19 protein-coding genes are annotated in these 19,087 nt (G+C 45.7%); 9 read left to right on the forward strand and 10 right to left on the reverse strand.

Annotation, left to right across the window (positions count from 1 at the left end):
- Nucleotides 1-63: 63 nt before the first annotated feature.
- The 4 genes from E5355_RS01270 to E5355_RS01285 form a co-directional block, all read right to left on the reverse strand.
- Nucleotides 64-465 (reverse strand): DUF3244 domain-containing protein, encoded by a 402-nt coding sequence (locus E5355_RS01270; protein ID WP_016272097.1) that lies wholly within the window; start codon nt 463-465, stop codon nt 64-66.
- Nucleotides 466-591: 126 nt separating this feature from the next.
- Entirely contained in the window at nt 592-2,340 is a 1,749-nt protein-coding gene (locus E5355_RS01275; protein WP_136008843.1) for a hypothetical protein, read from the reverse strand.
- A gap of 371 nt (nt 2,341-2,711) precedes the next feature.
- On the reverse strand, nt 2,712-4,217 hold the full coding sequence (locus tag E5355_RS01280) for a sensor histidine kinase (RefSeq protein WP_136008844.1): 1,506 nt from the start codon (nt 4,215-4,217) through the stop codon (nt 2,712-2,714).
- Nucleotides 4,218-4,260: 43 nt separating this feature from the next.
- Entirely contained in the window at nt 4,261-5,934 is a 1,674-nt protein-coding gene (locus E5355_RS01285) for a nucleoside kinase (RefSeq protein ID WP_136008845.1), read from the reverse strand.
- Nucleotides 5,935-6,016: 82 nt separating this feature from the next.
- Here E5355_RS01285 and E5355_RS01290 point away from each other — a divergent pair, with 82 nt between their 5' ends.
- Entirely contained in the window at nt 6,017-7,714 is a 1,698-nt protein-coding gene (locus E5355_RS01290; protein WP_136008846.1) for a Na/Pi cotransporter family protein, read from the forward strand.
- Here the strand turns inward: E5355_RS01290 and rd are convergent.
- Nucleotides 7,711-7,872 (reverse strand): rubredoxin, encoded by a 162-nt coding sequence (gene rd, locus E5355_RS01295; protein WP_136008847.1) that lies wholly within the window; start codon nt 7,870-7,872, stop codon nt 7,711-7,713. The two genes, E5355_RS01290 and rd, sit on opposite strands and share 4 nt — an antisense overlap.
- 177 nt (nt 7,873-8,049) lie before the next feature.
- Here rd and E5355_RS01300 point away from each other — a divergent pair, with 177 nt between their 5' ends.
- Genes E5355_RS01300 through E5355_RS01310 form a run of 3 tightly spaced genes read left to right on the forward strand, consistent with a single transcriptional unit; the run spans nt 8,050 to nt 12,286 of the window.
- Complete coding sequence (locus E5355_RS01300; RefSeq protein ID WP_136008848.1) at nt 8,050-10,734, forward strand: calcium-translocating P-type ATPase, PMCA-type; 2,685 nt, start codon at nt 8,050-8,052, stop codon at nt 10,732-10,734.
- Nucleotides 10,735-10,737: 3 nt separating this feature from the next.
- The gene (locus E5355_RS01305) at nt 10,738-11,358 is read left to right on the forward strand and encodes an HAD family hydrolase (protein ID WP_136008849.1); all 621 of its coding nucleotides are present in this window, start codon (nt 10,738-10,740) and stop codon (nt 11,356-11,358) included.
- Complete coding sequence (locus E5355_RS01310) at nt 11,342-12,286, forward strand: bifunctional riboflavin kinase/FAD synthetase (RefSeq protein WP_136008980.1); 945 nt, start codon at nt 11,342-11,344, stop codon at nt 12,284-12,286. Before E5355_RS01305 ends, E5355_RS01310 begins: the two co-directional genes overlap by 17 nt.
- Here E5355_RS01310 and E5355_RS01315 read toward each other — a convergent pair.
- Nucleotides 12,283-13,269 (reverse strand): hypothetical protein, encoded by a 987-nt coding sequence (locus E5355_RS01315; protein ID WP_136008850.1) that lies wholly within the window; start codon nt 13,267-13,269, stop codon nt 12,283-12,285. The genes E5355_RS01310 and E5355_RS01315 overlap by 4 nt on opposite strands.
- Nucleotides 13,270-13,281: 12 nt before the next feature.
- Nucleotides 13,282-13,572, reverse strand: coding sequence for an NVEALA domain-containing protein (locus E5355_RS20280; protein WP_370868435.1), 291 nt, complete (start codon nt 13,570-13,572; stop codon nt 13,282-13,284).
- A gap of 446 nt (nt 13,573-14,018) precedes the next feature.
- Between E5355_RS20280 and E5355_RS01325 the strand changes: the two genes are divergently transcribed.
- Genes E5355_RS01325 through E5355_RS01345 form a run of 5 tightly spaced genes read left to right on the forward strand, consistent with a single transcriptional unit; the run spans nt 14,019 to nt 16,427 of the window.
- Nucleotides 14,019-14,813: a CPBP family intramembrane glutamic endopeptidase gene (locus tag E5355_RS01325; RefSeq protein WP_136008852.1), complete on the forward strand. Its 795-nt coding sequence runs from the start codon at nt 14,019-14,021 to the stop codon at nt 14,811-14,813.
- On the forward strand, nt 14,810-15,475 hold the full coding sequence (locus tag E5355_RS01330; RefSeq protein WP_136008853.1) for a DUF2975 domain-containing protein: 666 nt from the start codon (nt 14,810-14,812) through the stop codon (nt 15,473-15,475). The genes E5355_RS01325 and E5355_RS01330 overlap by 4 nt, the downstream gene beginning before the upstream one ends.
- A gap of 26 nt (nt 15,476-15,501) precedes the next feature.
- A complete protein-coding gene (locus tag E5355_RS01335) occupies nt 15,502-15,966 on the forward strand; it encodes a DUF2975 domain-containing protein (RefSeq protein ID WP_034532751.1) in 465 nt (154 codons plus the stop codon).
- Between the two features lie 20 nt (nt 15,967-15,986).
- Nucleotides 15,987-16,205 carry a hypothetical protein gene (locus E5355_RS01340; RefSeq protein WP_005830523.1) on the forward strand — a complete coding sequence of 73 codons (219 nt, stop codon included), beginning with the start codon at nt 15,987-15,989 and terminating at the stop codon, nt 16,203-16,205.
- Nucleotides 16,206-16,223: 18 nt separating this feature from the next.
- The gene (locus tag E5355_RS01345) at nt 16,224-16,427 is read left to right on the forward strand and encodes a helix-turn-helix domain-containing protein (RefSeq protein ID WP_005830522.1); all 204 of its coding nucleotides are present in this window, start codon (nt 16,224-16,226) and stop codon (nt 16,425-16,427) included.
- Between the two features lie 240 nt (nt 16,428-16,667).
- Here E5355_RS01345 and E5355_RS01350 read toward each other — a convergent pair whose 3' ends face one another.
- From E5355_RS01350 to E5355_RS01360, 3 genes are read right to left on the reverse strand one after another with little or no spacing between them, the layout of a single operon-like run.
- A complete protein-coding gene (locus E5355_RS01350; RefSeq protein ID WP_034523308.1) occupies nt 16,668-17,090 on the reverse strand; it encodes a SufE family protein in 423 nt (140 codons plus the stop codon).
- Nucleotides 17,091-17,135: 45 nt separating this feature from the next.
- On the reverse strand, nt 17,136-18,149 hold the full coding sequence (locus tag E5355_RS01355) for a M20 family metallopeptidase (protein ID WP_136008854.1): 1,014 nt from the start codon (nt 18,147-18,149) through the stop codon (nt 17,136-17,138).
- On the reverse strand, nt 18,146-19,084 hold the full coding sequence (locus E5355_RS01360; RefSeq protein WP_136008855.1) for a S66 peptidase family protein: 939 nt from the start codon (nt 19,082-19,084) through the stop codon (nt 18,146-18,148). The genes E5355_RS01355 and E5355_RS01360 overlap by 4 nt, the downstream gene beginning before the upstream one ends.
- Between the last annotated feature and the right edge of the window lie 3 nt (nt 19,085-19,087).

Genomic DNA, 19,087 nt, shown 5'->3' on the forward strand with positions numbered 1-19,087 from the left:
AGATTAATTTAGTTCTACTCTATTAAAGCTTTTCGATTCCGCTTATATTTAGTGCACAAAATATCATAAATTGAAGTAGCCTTCCAAGAATATGTCATCTGTTTCTATTTCAATGGAGTATTCTCCGCTCTTCTCACCGTTAAGGTCTATATTAAGAGTAACAGGATTACTACATGTCTCTGAATAGACCGTTTCACCGGTAGTTTCGTTGGTGATAGTGATAGTGGCAGACTCAATGTTTTCATTGAAGCTGACATTTACCACATTATTATATAGGTAAGCATCTACTATCGGCATATATATGCTACGGACTACAGGACCTCCTTCTTTATTAATAGGTGGTATATAGTCGCCAGGAACTGTTTGTTGGAGAACAATCTTTATACAATCATTCACTTTCTCCGCATGTACTGCTATATTGCCAAGAGAGAAAATTGTTAGCAGGATAAATAATAGTCTTCTCATATTTATACGTTTTATTTGTTTTCGTTGTCACAAATATAGGACTATTTTAGCTTATGGATATGTATAAAACATGTATAAAGTGATGTATAAAGTGCTGTATAACGGTGCTTATATATGTATAAATAGTTAATTTGTCTTAACGCACAGTTCCTTCAACACCTTTTGCAGAGAAGTTGAACCGTGAGGAAAGCCCATCCGCTTCTCAACAATGCGATTCGCTTTTTTGTAGACGGTGTCTCGTTTGCAGCCCAACAGACATCCGAAATAGCTGACCGGCAAATCGGTCAGGTATAGACAGCAGAGGTGAATTTCTTCTTGCAGCAGTTTGCAATCCGCACATAGCCTTAAGGTGATTTGGTTCCAACGTCGGTCTGTTTCGGCAATCAGTTGCAACCAGTCCTCCTTTTCCATGTGCAGCTCCGAGCTGTCATGGTCTTTGTAGTCTTGGATGATTTGCTTCATCTTGGTTTTTACATCCGAATATTTTTGTGTGCTTGTCAAGAGCAGAACTCGTTCGTGGTTCAGGGCTTCCAGCTCATTACACAATTGCTTTTTCTGCGCTGCATCATAATGCAGTTGTTCCAACTCTCTTTCTAAATATGCGATTCTGTTTTCTTTCTGCCGTTGCTCTTCTTCAAGTTTGGCATTTTGTTGCTGCATTGCGGTTTGTACCTCTTTCAGTCTGTCCTTTTCTTCCTCCAAAAGGAAGGTTCTTCTCCGGTATCTTTTCAGCATGTACAAGGCCAAGAACGCTGCCGCTACAACAGACAGCAGGAGACCGTTATATTTACTGATGACTGAATCGTGTTTCTTCTGTTGATGGGCTATCTGGGCACTCTTTTCGGCATCAATCACGGAATAGGCTTGTCTGTTACGGTTGTTCCGCAAACTATCCGTGTAGATGGAGCCGGTTCGTTCCAAGTCCAATGATGTTTTAAAATCTCCGGAAGCTTTTGCTATATCTGATAATAACTTGTAAACTCCTGCTTTTATGGCATGACTCTTATCAGGAAGAGCTTTGTTTAGATAGAAGGAGGCAGAGTCATATTGCCGGTTCTCGTAATAGGCATTTCCTAATATATAGAAAGCATTGTAGCAGAAAGTTGTATCTTCCTGCAGGGCAAAGTTTTGCTTGGCAAACTCCACTGCTTTCTTTCCATTCTCCATTCTGTAGTACAATGTGCTTAGTGCAGACAGTATGGTTCTGTTCAGAGTTTTGTTGTTTGTCATTTTAGCCATATACTGTGCTTGCAGCATCAATTTCTCAGCTTTCGGATAGAATGGCTTTCCTTTTTCCATCTGAATCATTCCCTGCTGTGACAAAGCTTCTATTTGGAGCAATGAATCTCCCAATAAGATAGCTATCTGTTCCGCTTCCCGATATATGGAGTCGGCTTGCTCGTTCAAGTCTTGCGCATAATACAAGTAACCTATATTATTGCAGATACGGCTTTGCAAACTGATGTCTTTTATTTCTTTTGCCAAGATATTGGCTATTAAAAAATTAGAGATGGATTTTTTTATTTTATTCATATCTCTGCAAACACTTCCCCAATAATAGTATGCCCGTGCCTTCATGGTTGCATCACCCATGGAATCATAGTATCGTACAGCCACTTGTATCAGCGAATCATCCGTCTGCCGGATGTAGTTCTTGTCCCGTGCTTGTGTCAGCAGCAGGGCATGGTAGGCGCGGTCTGTTTCCGTATTCAGCCTCCCGGTCGGTATGCTTTCCAGCGCATGCAGTGCGCTGTCCGGTTGCAAATTCATCAGCGAATCTGCTTGTATCAACAGTGTATTGTAGTTTGTCCTTTCAGTGCAGGCCGCCAATAGTGCGGTCAGTGTGGCTATAAGGACTACTGTCCGTGCTCTCATTACTTTTGCAATTTAGAAATGCAAAAATAATGTTTTTTATTTAGCTTGTCCTTATCAGCCTGCCGGTGACACGATATTATCTTTGCCTGGCTGATGTCGGGTATGGCATTTGGAGGCCCCCTTGCAACAAATTATTGCGGAGTGGAAAGAAGAAATTAACAACGTGTCTGCAAGATATTTGTTGCGTGTTCGCATGTAATTAATAAGAAGTGCTACTTGTTGTTAATAGTTAGTATAACAGGGAATTAATTTATTGTAGTGGCAATATTGCAGTGGTAGTAACTTAAAAGGGGTGGAAACAAAACTTGCTTCCACCCCTTTTAAGTTACTACCACTGCGGCTGCAATGCCGATGGATAGGAGAATGATGGTTTATGCGTGTAGCTCCAGTATAAACCGTGCTCCCTTGCTGTATCCGCTGTCCAGTGTCAGGCTGCCGTTCATCTTGGTGGCTATCAGTGAGCAGATGGGCAGTCCCAGGCCGTCGCCTTGCGTCAGGTCCTTCACTTCGGTGAAGGGTTTGAAGATATTTTCGTGTTGCTCTTCGGGAATGCCGCAACCGGTATCACTGACGATGAACTGGTGGGTGCGCGCACCGCGTTTTTTGAAGTCCAGCCATATCTTACCACCGGCGGGAGTATATTGGGCGGCGTTCTCCAACAGGTGGAGCAAGATACGTTCCAATTGTTCGGGATTGATTTTAACATTCAGCTTGGGAGCATTGACGGCAAGGGTGACGTCTTCCTGTGTCTTTCCCTTAATTTTGTCCATGATGCTCTCGCAGAAGGTGGAAATGTTCTTTTCCTGCATTTCGTAAGGTTCGGACAAGGTGCTTTCCAGTTCGGACAGTTCCTGAATGTGGTTGGAGAATGTATGCAGGGCTTTTACTCCGGGCAGCGAAGCGTCGAGTGTATCCAGTGTCGGCTCCATCTGGGCAGAGATGTTCTGAATGAATTTTGTTTTCAGTTCGTTGTGCTCGTTGGCGATGCTGATGGTTTTCTTCTGCTTGCGGGTAAGTACGATGAAGCGCAACAATACGATGGTGCCGAATATCAGGACTGCGGCAAGGATGGCAGCCAATACGCAGAGACCGATGATGATGTATTGCTTGGCGCTCAGAGAGTCGTCTTTCTCCTGAATGGTGGCTAGGCTTTCGTCATACTTCCGCTTCAGGACGTTCAGTTCGTCTTGTGCCGTAAGTGCCTTTACGGAGTCGGTCCATAGGATATACTTGTCGTAGGTGCGTGCCACCAGTCCGGCGTTGTTAGCCTTTCGGGCTATGCCGATGAGCGTCTTGTAGCACTCGTTCACTTTGTCATAGCTTTTCAGTTCCTTGTATTGTCCTATCAACCGGTTGATGGCGGCGTCGCCTTGCGCATTCATGCCGAAGGTATAATAATAATTGGCCTGCGTATAAAGCAGGTCGTTGTTCAGGGAATCGTTGCGTGAAGCCTTGGCGGTTTCCTCCAGTCGGCTCAGTTGCTCTTTGGCACGTGCCGGATTCTTCAGGTTGATGTACATCTGCAGGCGTTCTTTGCTGATGCGGAAGTGTAGGTCGGGCATGGTCTTTTCGCTCTTCTGTTCACCGTTGTTCACCATTTGCTCGGCACCGCGCAGCAGTTCGAAGGCCTCTTTGTAATAATTTTCCCGATGATAGAGGGCACTGGCATTGATGCCGCATTCCACGGCTTTTTCGTACTTGTCGTGGGTGGAAAAGGAGTTGTAGGCTTGCAGGAAAAGATAGCGCGCCCTGATATACTCTTTTTTTTCCAAGCTTTCTTGCGCCTGCTTCATGAGTTCGTCTGCACGGCTCTGTGCATGAGTCTGGCTGCAAATACATAAGGCAACCAGCAGAAATATCGAAATTATTTTTTTCATGTGTAAGTTTGTTTTTATTGGCCTACAAAGGTAGGATAAAAACTCAGTATTTAAAACTGCTGCCTCCTAAAAATTCTCTCAATAAGGATGTAGGTGGAATTTCTTTGTCCTGTACGGGAGTGAAGTATTTGATGAATTTCAGTAACCGGTACGCTTCTGCATATTCCGGACAGTTGCGGGGAACGCTGCTCAGAATAGGTTCGGCATGGCAACGGAGCACGGCAAATTCGAACAATAGGGCAGAGTTGAACATGACATCGGCGTTTTCCTGATAGGGAAATATCCATTTGTCTTCGCCGGCACGTACACTGGGCCAGCGTGAGATGGTTTCTTGTGCCGAATAGCCGCGGTAATTGAAGTCGCGGATGATGCGGCGTAGCAGACGGTTGTCCGTAGTAGGAATCCAGTTGTGGTCGTCCAGTGAGATAGTGGTCAGGGCAGATACATAAATCTTGTATTTGCTGGCGGCGGGAATCTGTGGGGTTAGTTCGGGATTCAGGGCATGGATGCCTTCCAGAATGAGGATGGTATGTTCGTCGATGCGCAGTTTATCTCCTTTATACTCTTTCTTCCCAAGAGTGAAATTGAAACGGGGCAGTTCTACTTCCTCGCCGCGGAGCAGTGCCTGTAGCTGGGCGTTGAAGAGCTCGAGGTCGAGGGCGTGGAGTGATTCGTAGTCGTAATTGCCGTTTGCGTCGCGGGGGGTGTTTTCTCGGTCCACGAAGTAGTTGTCCAGCGAGATGGGATAGGGACGCAGGCCATTGGTCATCAACTGTACGCTGAGGCGCTTGCTGAAGGTGGTCTTTCCGGAGGATGAGGGACCGGAGATGAGCACGAGTTTCACGCGGTTCCCGTTTTCGCTGCGGTGGTAAATATCATCGGCTATTTGGGCTATCTTCTTTTCTTGCAGGGCTTCGGCCACATTAATGAGGTCGGTGGCATGACCTTCTTCGCAAGCCATGTTGAAATCGCCTACGTTGCTCAGTCCCATGATGTAGTTCCAGTGCAGATGTTCCTTGAATACGTCGAGCATTTTCTCTTGCTTCACCACCTCTTCCAGAACGTTTGGATTTGCCTTGTCGGGGATGCGCAGCAGCAGGCCGTCGTAATATTTCACGATGTCAAACAGCCAGACATATCCGGTACTTGGCAGCAGGTTGCCGTAATAGTAGTCTATGGTATCGCCCAGTGTGTAATAGTAGGTGTAGAGGGAGCCGGAGGTTTCCAGCAGTTTTACCTTGTCGTCCATGCCCCGTTCGCTGAAGATGCGCACAGCTTCAGCGGTGTGGCATTCGATACGGTGGTAGGGGATGTCCTCGGCGATGATTTCCTGCATCCGTTTCTTGATTGCTGTAACATCTTCCAACTCGATAGGACGGCTGATGCGCAAGTTGCAGAAATATCCTTTGGATACCGGATGCTCGACGAACAGTTTCCCTTCCGGGAACAGTTCGCTGACTGCTTTATAAAGAATGAAGCAGAGGGAACGGACGTATGTGCGCATGCCTGAGGAATCGCGTATGTCGAGAAATTCTACGTCCTTATTGTTGTATACCCGGAAGCTCAGTCCTTCGGAACGGTTGTTTACTTTTGCACTGACCACCTGATAGGGGGAATCAAGATTAAAACCGGAATAAATATCCAAAAGTGAGCTCCCGATAGGGAACTTCTGGGAAATATTGTTATTTTTGCAACAAATTTGTAACATGTGCTCCATATTGTTCTGTTTTTGTGAATTAATACGTTAAATATAGGACATTATAACACATGAAAGAATGAAACACCTTAAATAATTAAAGATGGAATATTCTTTTTATGATTTTTTAAAGCTACTCGGCTCATTGGCATTGTTTCTCTACGGAATGAAAATCATGAGTGAGGGGCTGCAAAAATTTGCCGGTGACAGATTGCGGACGATTCTGACCGCAATGACAACCAATAGGGTGACCGGCGTGCTGACTGGTATTTTGATTACCGCGCTCATCCAATCCTCTTCGGCAACCACGGTCATGGTGGTGAGTTTCGTTAATGCAGGTTTGCTTACTCTCTCCCAGTCCATCGGTGTGATTATGGGAGCTAACGTGGGTACTACGGTCACTGCATGGCTTATTTCGGTTTTCGGGTTTAAAGTCGATATCGCTGCTTTTGCTCTTCCGCTGTTGGCGATAGGTATCCCGCTTCTCTTTTCTCAGAAGAGTACCCGGAAGTCCATCGGTGAATTCATTTTTGGTTTTTCATTCCTTTTTATGGGACTTTCCTACTTGCAGGTCTATTCTCCGGATCTGGGCAAGAATCCGGAGATGCTGGCTTTTGTGCAGGAGTGGACTGACCTTGGTTTTCTTTCTATATTGATATTTGTGCTGGTGGGGGCGGTCATCACAATGATTGTACAGGCTTCGGCAGCCACCATGGCCATTACCCTTATCATGTGTGCTAACGGATGGATTAGCTTTGAGCTGGGTGCGGCACTTGCCATGGGGCAGAACATCGGTACGACGATTACCGCCAATCTGGCGGCATTGACCGGTAATACGCAGGCGAGGCGGGCAGCATTGGCCCATTTGCTGTTCAATGTGTTCGGTGTCATTATGGTGCTCGTTGTTTTCCACCCCTTCACCCGTTGCGTTTCATGGTTTGTGGCGGATGTGATGCACCAGACAGACCCTGCTACCCGTGTGGCTTTTGAACTGTCTGCTTTCCATACGGCGTTCAATGTGTTCAATGTGTTGTTGCTCATCTGGTTTGTGAAGGCCATCGAGCGGATTGTCTGCATGCTGTTGCCGCTGAAAGATTCGGACGAGGAATATCGTTTGCGCTTCATCTCCCGAGGGTTGCTTTCTACTGCCGAACTTTCTATTCTGGAAGCGCGAAAGGAAATCCATTTGTTTGCCGAACGTACACACCGCATGTTCGGAATGGTGAAGGACTTGTTGCACACGGAGAAGGACGATGACTTCAACAAACTGTTCAGCCGCATCGAGAAATATGAGAATATCAGTGACAGCATGGAACTGGAAATAGCCAACTACCTGAATCAAGTGTCGGAAGGACGCTTGAGTTCGGAAAGTAAGTTGCAGATACGTGCCATGCTGCGCGAGGTGACTGAGATAGAGAGTATCGGTGACAGTTGTTACAACCTTGCCCGTACCATCAGCCGGAAGCGGCAGACCAATAAGGACTTTACGGAGAAACAATACGGCCATGTCCACTTCATGATGAAACTGACGGATGACGCCTTGTCGCAGATGATTAAGGTTGTGGAACGTCCCGAGAACCAAATTGTTGATGTGAATAAATCCTTCAACGTAGAAAACGAAATCAATAATTACCGCAACCAGCTGAAGAACCAGAATATTCTGGATGTGAACAACAAGGAATATGATTATCAGATGGGCGTCTATTATATGGACATCATTGCGGAATGCGAAAAGCTGGGCGACTATGTGGTGAATGTAGTGGAAGCCAGCAGCGATATAAAAGAAAAGAAAGCGTCTTAGGACGCTTTCTCAAATTCTTCTTTACCTACTCCACACAGAGGGCAAACCCAATCTTCGGGAAGGTCTTCGAAAGATGTTCCCGGTTCTATTCCATTTTCAGGATTTCCCGGTTCGGGATCATAGACGTAATCGCATACGGTGCAAATGTACTTTTCCATAACTTTCCTTTTTTATTGATTCTTTTATAATAACATTTCCGCGGTTTATTTGTTTTGTTGTTGAGCAATAAAATGAAAGGGCCATGTGATTCTGTTCTGAAAGAATTATTTCGGTATTGTTTTCCCGGATTATTGTTGTACTTTTGCGTTTTGAAATTAAAACCTGAAAAGACTTGCATGACTGCAATAAAGGATGATTATTATCATGTCGGACTGACCGACGAACAAGTGCGGAAGAGCCGCGACGAACATGGAGTAAATTTATTGACGCCTCCTAAACGGCCTTCCTTATGGAAATTGTATCTGGAGAAGTTTGAGGACCCCGTAGTAAGGGTATTGCTGGTTGCCGCTCTGTTTTCTTTGATTATTTCCATTGTAGAGAATGAATATGCCGAGACTATCGGCATTATAGTGGCCATTCTGCTGGCTACCAGTATCGGTTTCTTCTTTGAGTATGATGCCGGAAAGAAGTTTGATCTGCTGAACGCAGTGAACGAAGAAACTTTGGTGAAAGTAATTCGTAACGGACATGTGCAGGAGATTCCCCGTAAAGATGTAGTGGTGGGTGATATAGTGGTGCTGGAAACCGGTGAAGAGGTTCCGGCAGACGGTGAATTGCTGGAAGCTATTTCCCTGCAAGTGAATGAATCGAATCTGACCGGTGAACCGGTAGTGACGAAAACTACCGTAGAAGCTGACTTTGACGAAGAGGCTACGTATGCTTCCAACCGCATTTTGCGCGGTACAACGGTGGTGGACGGACATGGCACCATGCGTGTGGAGGCTGTGGGTGATGCTACGGAAATCGGTAAAGTGGCACGTCAAAGTACCGAACAGAATACGGAGCCTACTCCGTTGAATATCCAGTTGTCCAAATTGGCTAACTTGATTGGAAAGATAGGTTTTTCCGTGGCTGGTCTGGCTTTTCTCATTTCCTTTGTAAAAGATGTGTTACTGGTCTATGACTTTTCTTCATTCTATACTTTCCGTGATTGGCTGCCGGCCTTGCAGGCTACTTTGCAATACTTTATGATGGCAGTTACCCTGATTGTGGTGGCTGTGCCCGAAGGCTTGCCGATGAGCGTGACACTCAGTCTGGCGTTGAATATGCGCCGCATGCTCTCCACCAACAACCTGGTGCGCAAGATGCATGCATGCGAGACGATGGGAGCCATTACAGTGATTTGTACCGACAAGACCGGTACATTGACCCAAAATCTGATGCAGGTGCATGAACCCAATTTCTATGGTTTGAAGAATAACGGGCAGCTGAGGAATGATGACCTCAGTAAGCTGGTGATGGAAGGTATCAGTGCTAACTCCACTGCTTTCCTGGAAGAAGAAGTGACTGGCGAGAAGCCGAAAGGGGTGGGTAACCCCACGGAGGTGGCACTGCTGCTTTGGCTGAACAGCCAAGGATGCGACTATCTGGCGCTGCGTGAGAAAGCTACGGTTATCGACCAGCTGACTTTCTCTACGGAAAGGAAATTCATGGCTACCCTGGTGCAATCCCCCCTGATTGGGAAGAAGGTGCTGTATGTGAAGGGAGCTCCCGAGATTGTTTTGGGCAAATGCAAGGATGTCATGTTGGATGGCAAGCGTGTGGATGCGGTGGAATACCGTTCTACAGTGGAGGCTCAGTTGCTCAACTACCAGAATATGGCTATGCGTACACTTGGCTTTGCATTCAAGATTGTGGATGATGCGGAAGCGTCTGATTGTGTGTCATTGGTTGCTGAAAATGACTTGTCGTTCCTCGGTGTGGTTGCCATCAGTGATCCTATCCGTCCGGATGTGCCTGCGGCCGTTGCCAAATGCCAGTCGGCGGGTATCGGAGTGAAGATTGTGACGGGAGATACACCGGGTACAGCTACCGAGATAGCACGTCAGATTGGTCTGTGGAAACCGGAGGATACGGAAAAGAACCGCATTACGGGAGCTGCATTTGCCGAATTGACGGATGAGGAGGCATTGGACCGTGTGATGGATTTGAAGATAATGTCGCGTGCACGCCCCACAGACAAGCAGCGTCTGGTACAACTGTTGCAGCAGAAAGGTGCGGTAGTGGCTGTGACGGGTGACGGTACGAATGATGCTCCTGCGCTGAACCATGCGCAAGTGGGACTTTCGATGGGTACCGGAACTTCCGTTGCCAAGGAGGCCAGCGACATCACGCTGCTGGATGACTCCTTCAACAGTATAGGTACGGCTGTGATGTGGGGACGTTCTTTATACAAGAATATACAGCGTTTCATTGTTTTTCAGCTGACTATCAATTTTGTGGCTTTGTTTATCGTTCTTCTAGGCTCATTGGTGGGTACGACGCTTCCTTTGACTGTCACGCAGATGTTGTGGGTAAACCTGATTATGGATACGTTTGCGGCCCTGGCTCTGGCGTCCATTCCGCCCAGTGAGAGCGTGATGAAGGAAAAGCCACGTAAGAGTACGGATTTCATTATAACCAAGTCCATGAGGTATTACATTCTGGGAATGGGCTTTGCCTTCCTGGTATTGCTTATGGGAATGCTCTTCTGGTTTAACAATGAAGAGGGGGGTATGACTACCTATCGGCTGACCGTGTTTTTCACGTTCTTTGTTATGCTTCAGTTCTGGAATTTGTTCAATGCACGTGTGTTCGGCACTTCGGACTCGGCGTTCAAGGGCATTTCCAAATCTTACGGCATGGAACTGATTATACTCGCCATTTTGGGTGGACAGATACTGATTGTACAGTTTGGTGGAGCTGTGTTCCGCACAGTGCCGCTCGATTTTATGACTTGGATGGCGATTGCCGTTTCTACCTCATTTGTCTTGTGGATAGGTGAACTTGTTCGTTTTGTCCGACGTTTAACACAGAAATAGGTGATGAAAAGAAAAGGAATCAAGAACCTCATTATTGATTTTGGCGGAGTTCTGATTGATTTGGACCGCCAGCGCTGTTTAGAGAATTTCAGAAAGCTGGGATTGCCGGACGTGGAAGTCATGCTGGACCTCTGCCACCAACAGGATTTCTTCCAGAAATATGAAAAAGGATTGATTACCAGTGCGGAGTTCCGGGAAGTGATTCGTGGAAAGATTGGGAAACCGGTGACTGATACCCGGATAGATGACGCCTGGAACAGTTTCTTGGTGGGTATTCCTACCTTTAAATTGGATTTACTGTTGGAACTGCGCAAAAAATATGTGGTCTATCTGCTGAGCAACACCAATGAAATCCATTGGCAATGGTCGTGCCTGCACGCGTTTCGCTACAAGGCTTTCTGTGCGGAGGACTTTTTTGAGCATATCTATCTCTCTTATGAGATGAAGATGGCAAAACCGGATGCCGATATATTCCGGAAAGTACTGGATGAGACCGGTATTCTTCCTAACGAGACTCTTTTTATTGACGATTCTGAGGCCAATTGCCGGACAGCGGAGGCGTTGGGTATTTCTACCTATACGCCAAAGGCCCATGAGGACTGGAGACATGCAGTTGTTTTGTGAGACTCCGGGCTTTGACATTCGTCCGAACGTAGCCACTATCGGTTTCTTTGACGGAGTACATCGGGGGCACCGCTACCTGATAGAACAGGTGCGTGCGGTAGCTGCCGGGCGTGGCCTTGCTTCATCGGTCGTGACTTTCCCGGTGCATCCGCGTAAAGTGATGCAGGCCGATTATCATCCGAAGTTATTGACCACTTGTGATGAGAAAGTTTCCCTGCTTGCCAAGACTGGGGTGGATTATTGCATGATGCTTGATTTTACTCCTGAAATAGCCCGGCTTTCGGCACGGGAATTTATGTCCATACTGAAGGAGCGTTATCAGATACAAGCTTTGGTAGTGGGGTACGACCATCGTTTCGGGCATAACCGTAGTGACGGTTTTGAGGATTATGTGCGTTATGGCTGCGAACTGGGTATGGAGGTGCTTCTTGCTCGCGCGTATTCTTATAGGAAGGAGGCATCTGAGACGGAGGGTACTGTCAGCTCTTCGGTTATCCGTAGTTTGTTGCAGAAGGGGAATGTTTCGGATGCTGCCGAGTATCTGGGATACGACTTCTTTTTGGACGGTACGGTTGTCGGCGGCTATCAGGTGGGGCGTAAGATCGGTTTCCCTACGGCTAATCTCCGTGTTTCCGATTCGGACAAGCTGATTCCTGCCGATGGAGTGTATGCTGTTCATGTGCATTTAGAGGGAGTCCGGTACGGAGGAATGTTGAGTATAGGCTATCGGCCAACTTTAGCCAATGGGGCAGACCGTAGCATTGAAGTCCATATTTTCAATTTCAATGCAGACATTTATAATAGTCCGATACGGGTATCCTTCGTTCGCTACATGCGTCCGGAGCTGAAGTTTGGTACGGTTGAACAACTGGTGGCCCGTATCCGTAGGGATGAAGAAGAAATAAAAGAAGTACTTTCCGGCTTTTAATAAGTATACTTTAAGAAGCCTTCTTCAAATATGTCATTATTATAGCCGTATATGGTTCTGTGCTCTTCGTCAATACTGAAAGCATATAGTAGGATGTCCAATTCGTATTTGGCGATGGAGCGTCCGGAATAGTCGTATACTTCTATGAAGCAGCCTTCTTTTTCTCTGGGACATCGTATATAAAAGTAATTTTTACGTGCGACTATTTCTCGTTGGTGAAATATTGTTTCTTTGATATCTCCTATTATGATATGAGGGCGGATTTCGTTTCCAATAAGTCTTTTGCGGAGCTTCATGTCGTTTATACCATAGATGTCAATTTGCTTTTTATAGGTATAGGCATAAATAATCAGAGAGTCATTGGCTGCCAAATATCCCTTGTTCTCATCAAAAAATATCTCTTTGTGTTCCTCTTGTCCGATAATAATTTCTCCTGTGGGTTGCCGGGATATTAGATTGATTTTTTTAATGTTGAGCTTGTCAGGAAACGTGCTGTATATTAATAATGAGTCATTGACTATATTCATAAAGTTTGCTGTCGGGGTAGAGGTAGGTAATATGAACTCCTTTTCAAGGGTTAGTCGGTTGTTGCCGTCTAATGTAAAACTTTTGATAACAAATGGATTGTATCCGAAAATATAGACCTTTTCCGAAGTGCTCTTGCAGAAGGAAGGGGGGAGCTGAAATTCGTTTTCTGCTCCTCCCCTGCTTCCTCCTGTGTAAATACACTGGAATTCCGGAAGTGAATATTGATACAACATCTGATTATTATTTCTTGAATCTGTTGCAAATATATTGTTCTTCTTGACTTCTATTCCATCAATGGCAAACACTTCATTTACATTTATTTTTTCTGCTTGAAGTACCTTCTGCTCGTGAAATGGTTCTATTTTTTGTATGAATGTCTGCTCTTGTATGCTGGTTTGCGTTGCACATGCAGTGAGCAATGTATAGATTGATAGTAAATAAAGATGTTTTTTCATGATGGATGTTTATTAATATATTATTTGTGAGCCGGCGCATGTGGCGGTGTACATGCACATGGTTGCCTTTGTGGTGCAACAGCCATCGCATTTTGTGACATACGTTGCCGGTTCGTCCGGTAGTAATGTAGTACTGGTATACATATAGCAACTTTTAAACCTGATAGGTTCGGCTTCGCCTGAAGCTAAAGCCTCTATGTTGAGAAGTGCAAGATTTGTTAATTCGTGGCTTGAATCATGGGGGATAGACATGTTGCAAAGTAGTACTGACAACATGATTGAGGCAATTGTTAGTCTGCAGATTGATTTTTTTCATCATAGTACAATTTAATATTAATAATTTTCTTAAAAATAGTGATTTTAGTTTGTATTACAAATAATTTGTTTGTGCTATATAACAGATTTCTTGTTGCGCTTTCTTTTTATATCCTCTTGTTTTCTGTATGTTTATCGTAAAACATGCCTTTTTTATTGTTTTTCGATAAATATTTTCTGCTTTTCTTTGTCATATCAAGAAAACGTCTTTTATTTGCATATCGAAAAACGATAAATGATTATCGAAAAACAAAATAATGAACTTTATAAAGACAAGGGAGGGGATTAGGTTATGAGAAGAGCATTCATGAGTATTACTCTGTTGGTATTGTCACTTTCTGTGGTGATGGCGTTGCTGACGGGACTTGTTGCCACAGCTTGACGGATTGACAGAGAAAATGTGTATCTTTGCGAACTTTTAGACGAATAGAACAATGAAAACGGCAATAAAACTAGTATTGATTTACTTTTTGATGCAGATTGTAGGAGCACTGTTTGCAGGACCTTTCTGTCTGCTATATACGTATTTTGCTGATGGAACTTTCGACATGGACAAAGCTGGTCAGATTGCTGTGTCACCTACCATGCTGCTGGGTTTCGTTTTCATGGGGTTGTACTTGTGGCGCAAGAACTACCTGACGGGGGACAAGCATCTGTACTCTCCGGTGCCGGTTCCTTATCTGGCATGGAGCCTGCTTGCCGGAATGGCTTCCATGTATATAATAGCTGTTCTGATGTCCGAACTCACTTTCTTGCCCAATTTGTTGGACCAGACATTTGACATGCTACAATCCGGTTGGTTGGGTATTCTCTGTATTTCTGTTCTGGGGCCCGTGCTGGAAGAACTTCTTTTCCGTGGTGCCATTACCAAGGAGCTGCTTCGCAGATACAGTCCGGCAAAGGCTATCTTGTTTTCCGGATTGATATTCGGTATTTTCCATCTGAATCCGGCTCAGATAATAGGTGCTTGCCTCATCGGTTTCTTGCTTGCCTGGCTTTATTATAAGACACGGAGTCTGATAGCATGTATTCTGATACACATCATGAACAATGGCTTGTCTGTCTATCTGAGCCTGAAACATCCTGAAATGGAGGATATGACACATCTGCTGAGTAACCCGTATGTACTGGTTGGGGCAGTGGTTTTCATATTGTTGCTTCTACTCTCCTTGAAACAACTGAATAAATATAATATATCTGATACTAATACAACAACAACTGAATTATGAAAAGAAGATTGAATATCCTCTGCCTGATGGTAATATTTGTACTGAGTTACTCGGTATTGGAAGCGGGCTATTTCTTCTTTATAGGGGCCAAACTGGGTGTGGAATCTGTGGCGGAAAAGGAAGATACCCATGCGTTGCGGCAGAAGCTGATGCATATGAAGTATATAAGCTTGGAATCACATAGCTTTACAATGAAGGGAGGCGAACTTTTTTCGGATTCTGTATACAATGAGAAGACCGGAAAGTATGTGCCTGCCAGCTACTCTTCCATGGTGGTGAGCATTGACGACCATCCTGCCCTTTGGGAACAGATTGCAAGTAAGTTGCTGACCTTTTTGCAGATAGGTGTCTATATCTGGGCCATTGTACTGTTTGTCCGGCTGATTATTTCCATAAATAAATCAGATATCTTCAATTGGAAGAATGTACGCCGTCTGCGCCGTTTGGGGCTGGCTTTGATTATCAGTTTCTGCTGCTCTTTTTCGGTTGCTTATATCACCCTCTACAATGTCGGTGAGGTGTTCTCGCTGCGTGGATATACATTGGAGCTCTCGGGCATCCTCGGTGGAACTATGCTGGTGCTGGGATTGTGTTCGCTGATTGTAGGCGAAGTATTCGCCATCGGATTGAAAATGAAGGAAGAGCAGGACTTGACTATTTAAAAGTGAGAGGAGGGATTATGACACTTATGAAACAAAAGGAACCAAAGGAACCAAAGAGACGGATAGCGCTTATTATGAATGTGCTGTTTTATTTCTGTGGACTATGTATTGGTGGCGGCATTGTTCGTAATCTGACATTGTGCTATGAGTTGGGAAAGGATGATACTGCTAATTTTATCTGGCACATATTACCCGAATCAGTAACAATGCTGGTGATGACAATATGTGGCTTGTGTATTTTTCTCATTCTCCGCAATGTGAAGAAAGAGGAAGTGTTTGTTTATCAGAATTCATCTTTGATACAAACCATTGGGGTGCTGATAGCATTGAATGGGCTTTTTCAGGTAACTCTCTCCTGGTTTACTCCCGAAGGAGTACCGACTGATACTTCTTATCGGATATTCGTGTTATTGGGAGTTTTCATCATCTTTATGGGCTATCTTTTTAAGATGGGAGTTCGTATGCGTGAGGAACAAGAGTTGACGATTTAAATAAAAGTGAAGAGCGCGATATGAAGAAAAGTGTGAAATATGGTCTGTATTTCGTTGTCGGACTTGTGGCGGTTTTATTGTTGGCAAGTATTGTCTATTTTCTCCTCTTGTTTCCGGCCTTTGACGGGAAGTGGAAAGTCTATATTGTAATGCCGTGGATGTATCTGTGCATATATGGTTATTACCGGTTGACGAAACGGTACACTGACTGGTGGTGTGAGTGGGAAAAGAATAATTGATAAATCGAACACAATTATATGATTATAGTAAACCTTGACATAATGATGGCCCGAAGAAAGATATCTTTGGGCGAACTGGCGGAGAAGATTGATATTACGCCTGCCAATCTCTCTATTCTCAAAACCGGAAAGGCGAAGGCCATCCGTTTCTCTACACTGGAAGCAATCTGCAAGGAACTCGATTGCCAGCCGGGGGATATACTGGAGTTTAAGGAGGGATAAATAGGGAGAAGAAGGCGCAAGTAGAGGTTGAAATGCTTACCGCCTTAAGAAACTCCGTTTACGTACTACAGTAAACACCTTTACATACTACGGTAAACGCCTTTACATACTATGGTAAACGTCGTTACTTCATAATGTAAAAGCCGTTACATTCTGGAGTAACGGCTTTTACATTATAGGGTAAACATCCGGTAAATATAATCTGCTGATTATTAGTTTATATATTGTCGGTCGTAACCTTTAGATGCCTTTCGCTTTGAAGGCCAGCGCATACATTCGCATCTGCTTTACCATAGACAGCAGTCCGTTGCTACGGGTGGGCGACAAGTGTTCCTTCAGTCCTATTTTATCAATGAAATAGAGGTCGGCGTTCAGTATCTCATCCGGTGTGTGCCCGGAGAGTACTTTGATAAGCAGTGAAATGATTCCTTTCACAATCAGTGCGTCGCTTTCGGCCTGGAAAATAATTTTTCCGTCCACTTCGTCTGCCTGCAGCCATACGCGGCTCTGGCAACCTTCAATCAGGTTTTGTTCCGTCTTGTATTTTTCGTCGAGCGGTTCCTGCTCGTTTCCTAAATCAATAAGAAGTTGGTACCGGTCCATCCAATCGTCGAAATCATTGAATTCGGCAATTACTTCATCTTGTACTTCATTGATACTTATCATAAGATTCACTGTTTTACTGTTTGCAATTACTGTTTTACTGGTTTATTTCTCATTGTAGATGACTTCCAGCAAGGTCTGTCCCACGGCGTTGAGAGTGCCCTTGTCGATGATGTCCATATTGTCGTCCGTTGTGTGCCAGAAGTCACCGAAGCCGGTGTCGCAGTTCGGGTCATAGTTAATGATGTCCACGCAGGGAATCTGCCGCAGGTTGTATACATACATGTGGTCGTCCGTCACTTCGGTGCCTTTTTCTTTGGGGAAGAAATTGCCGAAGCCCAGGCGGTGGGCTGTGTTCCATATCTTGTTCACGTACTTGCCGGCGGTTCTTTGAGAGAACTGTTCCTTGTAGAAGGTGGCGTTCTGTCCGCCCACCATGTCGAGCAGGATGCCATAGCGGGCATTATAACCGTCTACATGGGGTACTCGTCCCCAATACTGCGAGCCCAGGCACCAAGTGTCGTTCTTGTATGCACCTTGATAGAAGTAGGGGATGCCATAGTCTTCGGCGTCAAAGAAGATGATGTCGATGCCGATGGCTGGAGCCTGCTGTTGCAGTTGGCGGGCTACTTCGAGCAATACGCCTGCACCGCTGGCGCCATCGTTCACACCCAGGATGGGGCTGTGATGCTTCGTCTTGTCGGCATCCTGGTCGGCATAAGGGCGGCTGTCCCAATGGGCACAGAGCAGTACACGTTTTTTGCTTTCCGGATTATAGGCGCCGATAACATTACGCGCCTTCAGGATGGTGTTGTCGTAAGCCACCAGGTCGGCATGCTGGTTGTATACCTTGGCGCCGAATTCCTCCAGTTTCTTGGCAAGGAATTCTCCGCAGGCTTTGTGGGCGGCGGTGTTGGGCACGCGCGGACCAAAATCCGCTTGGGTCTGTATGTATTGGTATGCACTGTCTGCACTGAACTGGGGCGCCTGGACAGTCGCTTTGGTCGCATCGTCCTCACTGTCATTATCGGCTGCAGGCTTGCTGCTCTTGTTGCTGCATGCCACTATTGCTATAATCAGCAACGGCAGCAACGGGATAAATGTATAATTCCGTTTCATTCTCTTTCTGTATTAAAACTTAGTTTCACTTCTTTCTTTCCAACTTCCAATGTCACTGCAGCACCGTTTATCAGCGGCAGGTTTCTGCTGACATGACCGACGGGAAAACCGAAAGACACCGGATAATCGTATTCCTTCATCAAATCGGCCAATGCGCCATACAGGTCTTTTCCCAGCGATTTGTCTTCTCTGTATTCGGTGAATTGCCCGATGATGAGGCCTGAAAGCTTGTCGAGGACACCGCCCAGTTTGAGATTGTACATCATGCGTTCCACCGCATGCGGGCGTTCTCCCACATCCTCGATAAAGAGGATGGTGCCTTCGGCCGGAATATCGTAGGGGGTGCCGCGCAGCCCGTAGAACACCGACAGATTGCCGCCGCGCAACACACCTTTTGCCTCTCCCTTACGGTTCAGCTTATGCCTCGGGCAGACGTAGCTGAATGTTCTTATTCCTCCAAACGACCGACCGAACAGCATATCCTTCAGCGCCAGCGTGCAGAAGTCGTTTTCGGGTTCTACTGTGAGATGACGCGCCATGGGGGCGTGCAACGACGCGAAGCCATTCTGCTGGAACAGATTATGCAGGGCGGTGATGTCACTGAATCCGACGAGCCATTTGGGATGCTGCCTGAACTTGGTAAAATCCAGTTTGCCTACCAGATGCACGGCTCCGTAGCCGCCCCGGCTGCAGAATATGACTTTGGCTTCTTCATCGTCCATGGCTTCCTGCAGGTCTTCAAGGCGTTGCCGGATGCTTCCTGCATATGTTCCGTTGGAACTTCCCGCATGCTTTGCGAATACGACTTCCAGCCCCCAGAACTTCAAACGTTTGCAGGCGCCTTTCAGGAAAGATTTGTCAATCTTGCTGGAAGGGGAGAGAATAATGGCACGGTCACCTTCCTGCAGAAACGGAGGGAAAATAAGACTACCCATATT

Origin of the sequence: Bacteroides muris (ex Afrizal et al. 2022) (assembly GCF_004793475.1) — a bacterium.
Lineage (GTDB): Bacteria > Bacteroidota > Bacteroidia > Bacteroidales > Bacteroidaceae > Bacteroides > Bacteroides muris.

Coding starts and splice junctions, on each gene's coding strand:
- E5355_RS01340 (WP_005830523.1), top strand. CDS start 15,987: ATGAAGAAAAGTGTGAAATATGGTCTGTATTTCGTTGTCGGACTTGTG.
- E5355_RS01315 (WP_136008850.1), bottom strand. CDS start 13,269: ATGAAAAAACATCTTTATTTACTATCAATCTATACATTGCTCACTGCA.
- E5355_RS01335 (WP_034532751.1), top strand. CDS start 15,502: ATGAAACAAAAGGAACCAAAGGAACCAAAGAGACGGATAGCGCTTATT.
- E5355_RS01355 (WP_136008854.1), bottom strand. CDS start 18,149: ATGAAACGGAATTATACATTTATCCCGTTGCTGCCGTTGCTGATTATA.
- E5355_RS01270 (WP_016272097.1), bottom strand. CDS start 465: ATGAGAAGACTATTATTTATCCTGCTAACAATTTTCTCTCTTGGCAAT.
- E5355_RS01360 (WP_136008855.1), bottom strand. CDS start 19,084: ATGGGTAGTCTTATTTTCCCTCCGTTTCTGCAGGAAGGTGACCGTGCC.
- E5355_RS01305 (WP_136008849.1), top strand. CDS start 10,738: ATGAAAAGAAAAGGAATCAAGAACCTCATTATTGATTTTGGCGGAGTT.
- E5355_RS01300 (WP_136008848.1), top strand. CDS start 8,050: ATGACTGCAATAAAGGATGATTATTATCATGTCGGACTGACCGACGAA.
- rd (WP_136008847.1), bottom strand. CDS start 7,872: ATGGAAAAGTACATTTGCACCGTATGCGATTACGTCTATGATCCCGAA.
- E5355_RS01280 (WP_136008844.1), bottom strand. CDS start 4,217: ATGAAAAAAATAATTTCGATATTTCTGCTGGTTGCCTTATGTATTTGC.
- E5355_RS01310 (WP_136008980.1), top strand. CDS start 11,342: ATGCAGTTGTTTTGTGAGACTCCGGGCTTTGACATTCGTCCGAACGTA.
- E5355_RS01325 (WP_136008852.1), top strand. CDS start 14,019: ATGAAAACGGCAATAAAACTAGTATTGATTTACTTTTTGATGCAGATT.
- E5355_RS01345 (WP_005830522.1), top strand. CDS start 16,224: ATGATTATAGTAAACCTTGACATAATGATGGCCCGAAGAAAGATATCT.
- E5355_RS01275 (WP_136008843.1), bottom strand. CDS start 2,340: ATGAGAGCACGGACAGTAGTCCTTATAGCCACACTGACCGCACTATTG.
- E5355_RS01285 (WP_136008845.1), bottom strand. CDS start 5,934: ATGGAGCACATGTTACAAATTTGTTGCAAAAATAACAATATTTCCCAG.
- E5355_RS01290 (WP_136008846.1), top strand. CDS start 6,017: ATGGAATATTCTTTTTATGATTTTTTAAAGCTACTCGGCTCATTGGCA.
- E5355_RS01330 (WP_136008853.1), top strand. CDS start 14,810: ATGAAAAGAAGATTGAATATCCTCTGCCTGATGGTAATATTTGTACTG.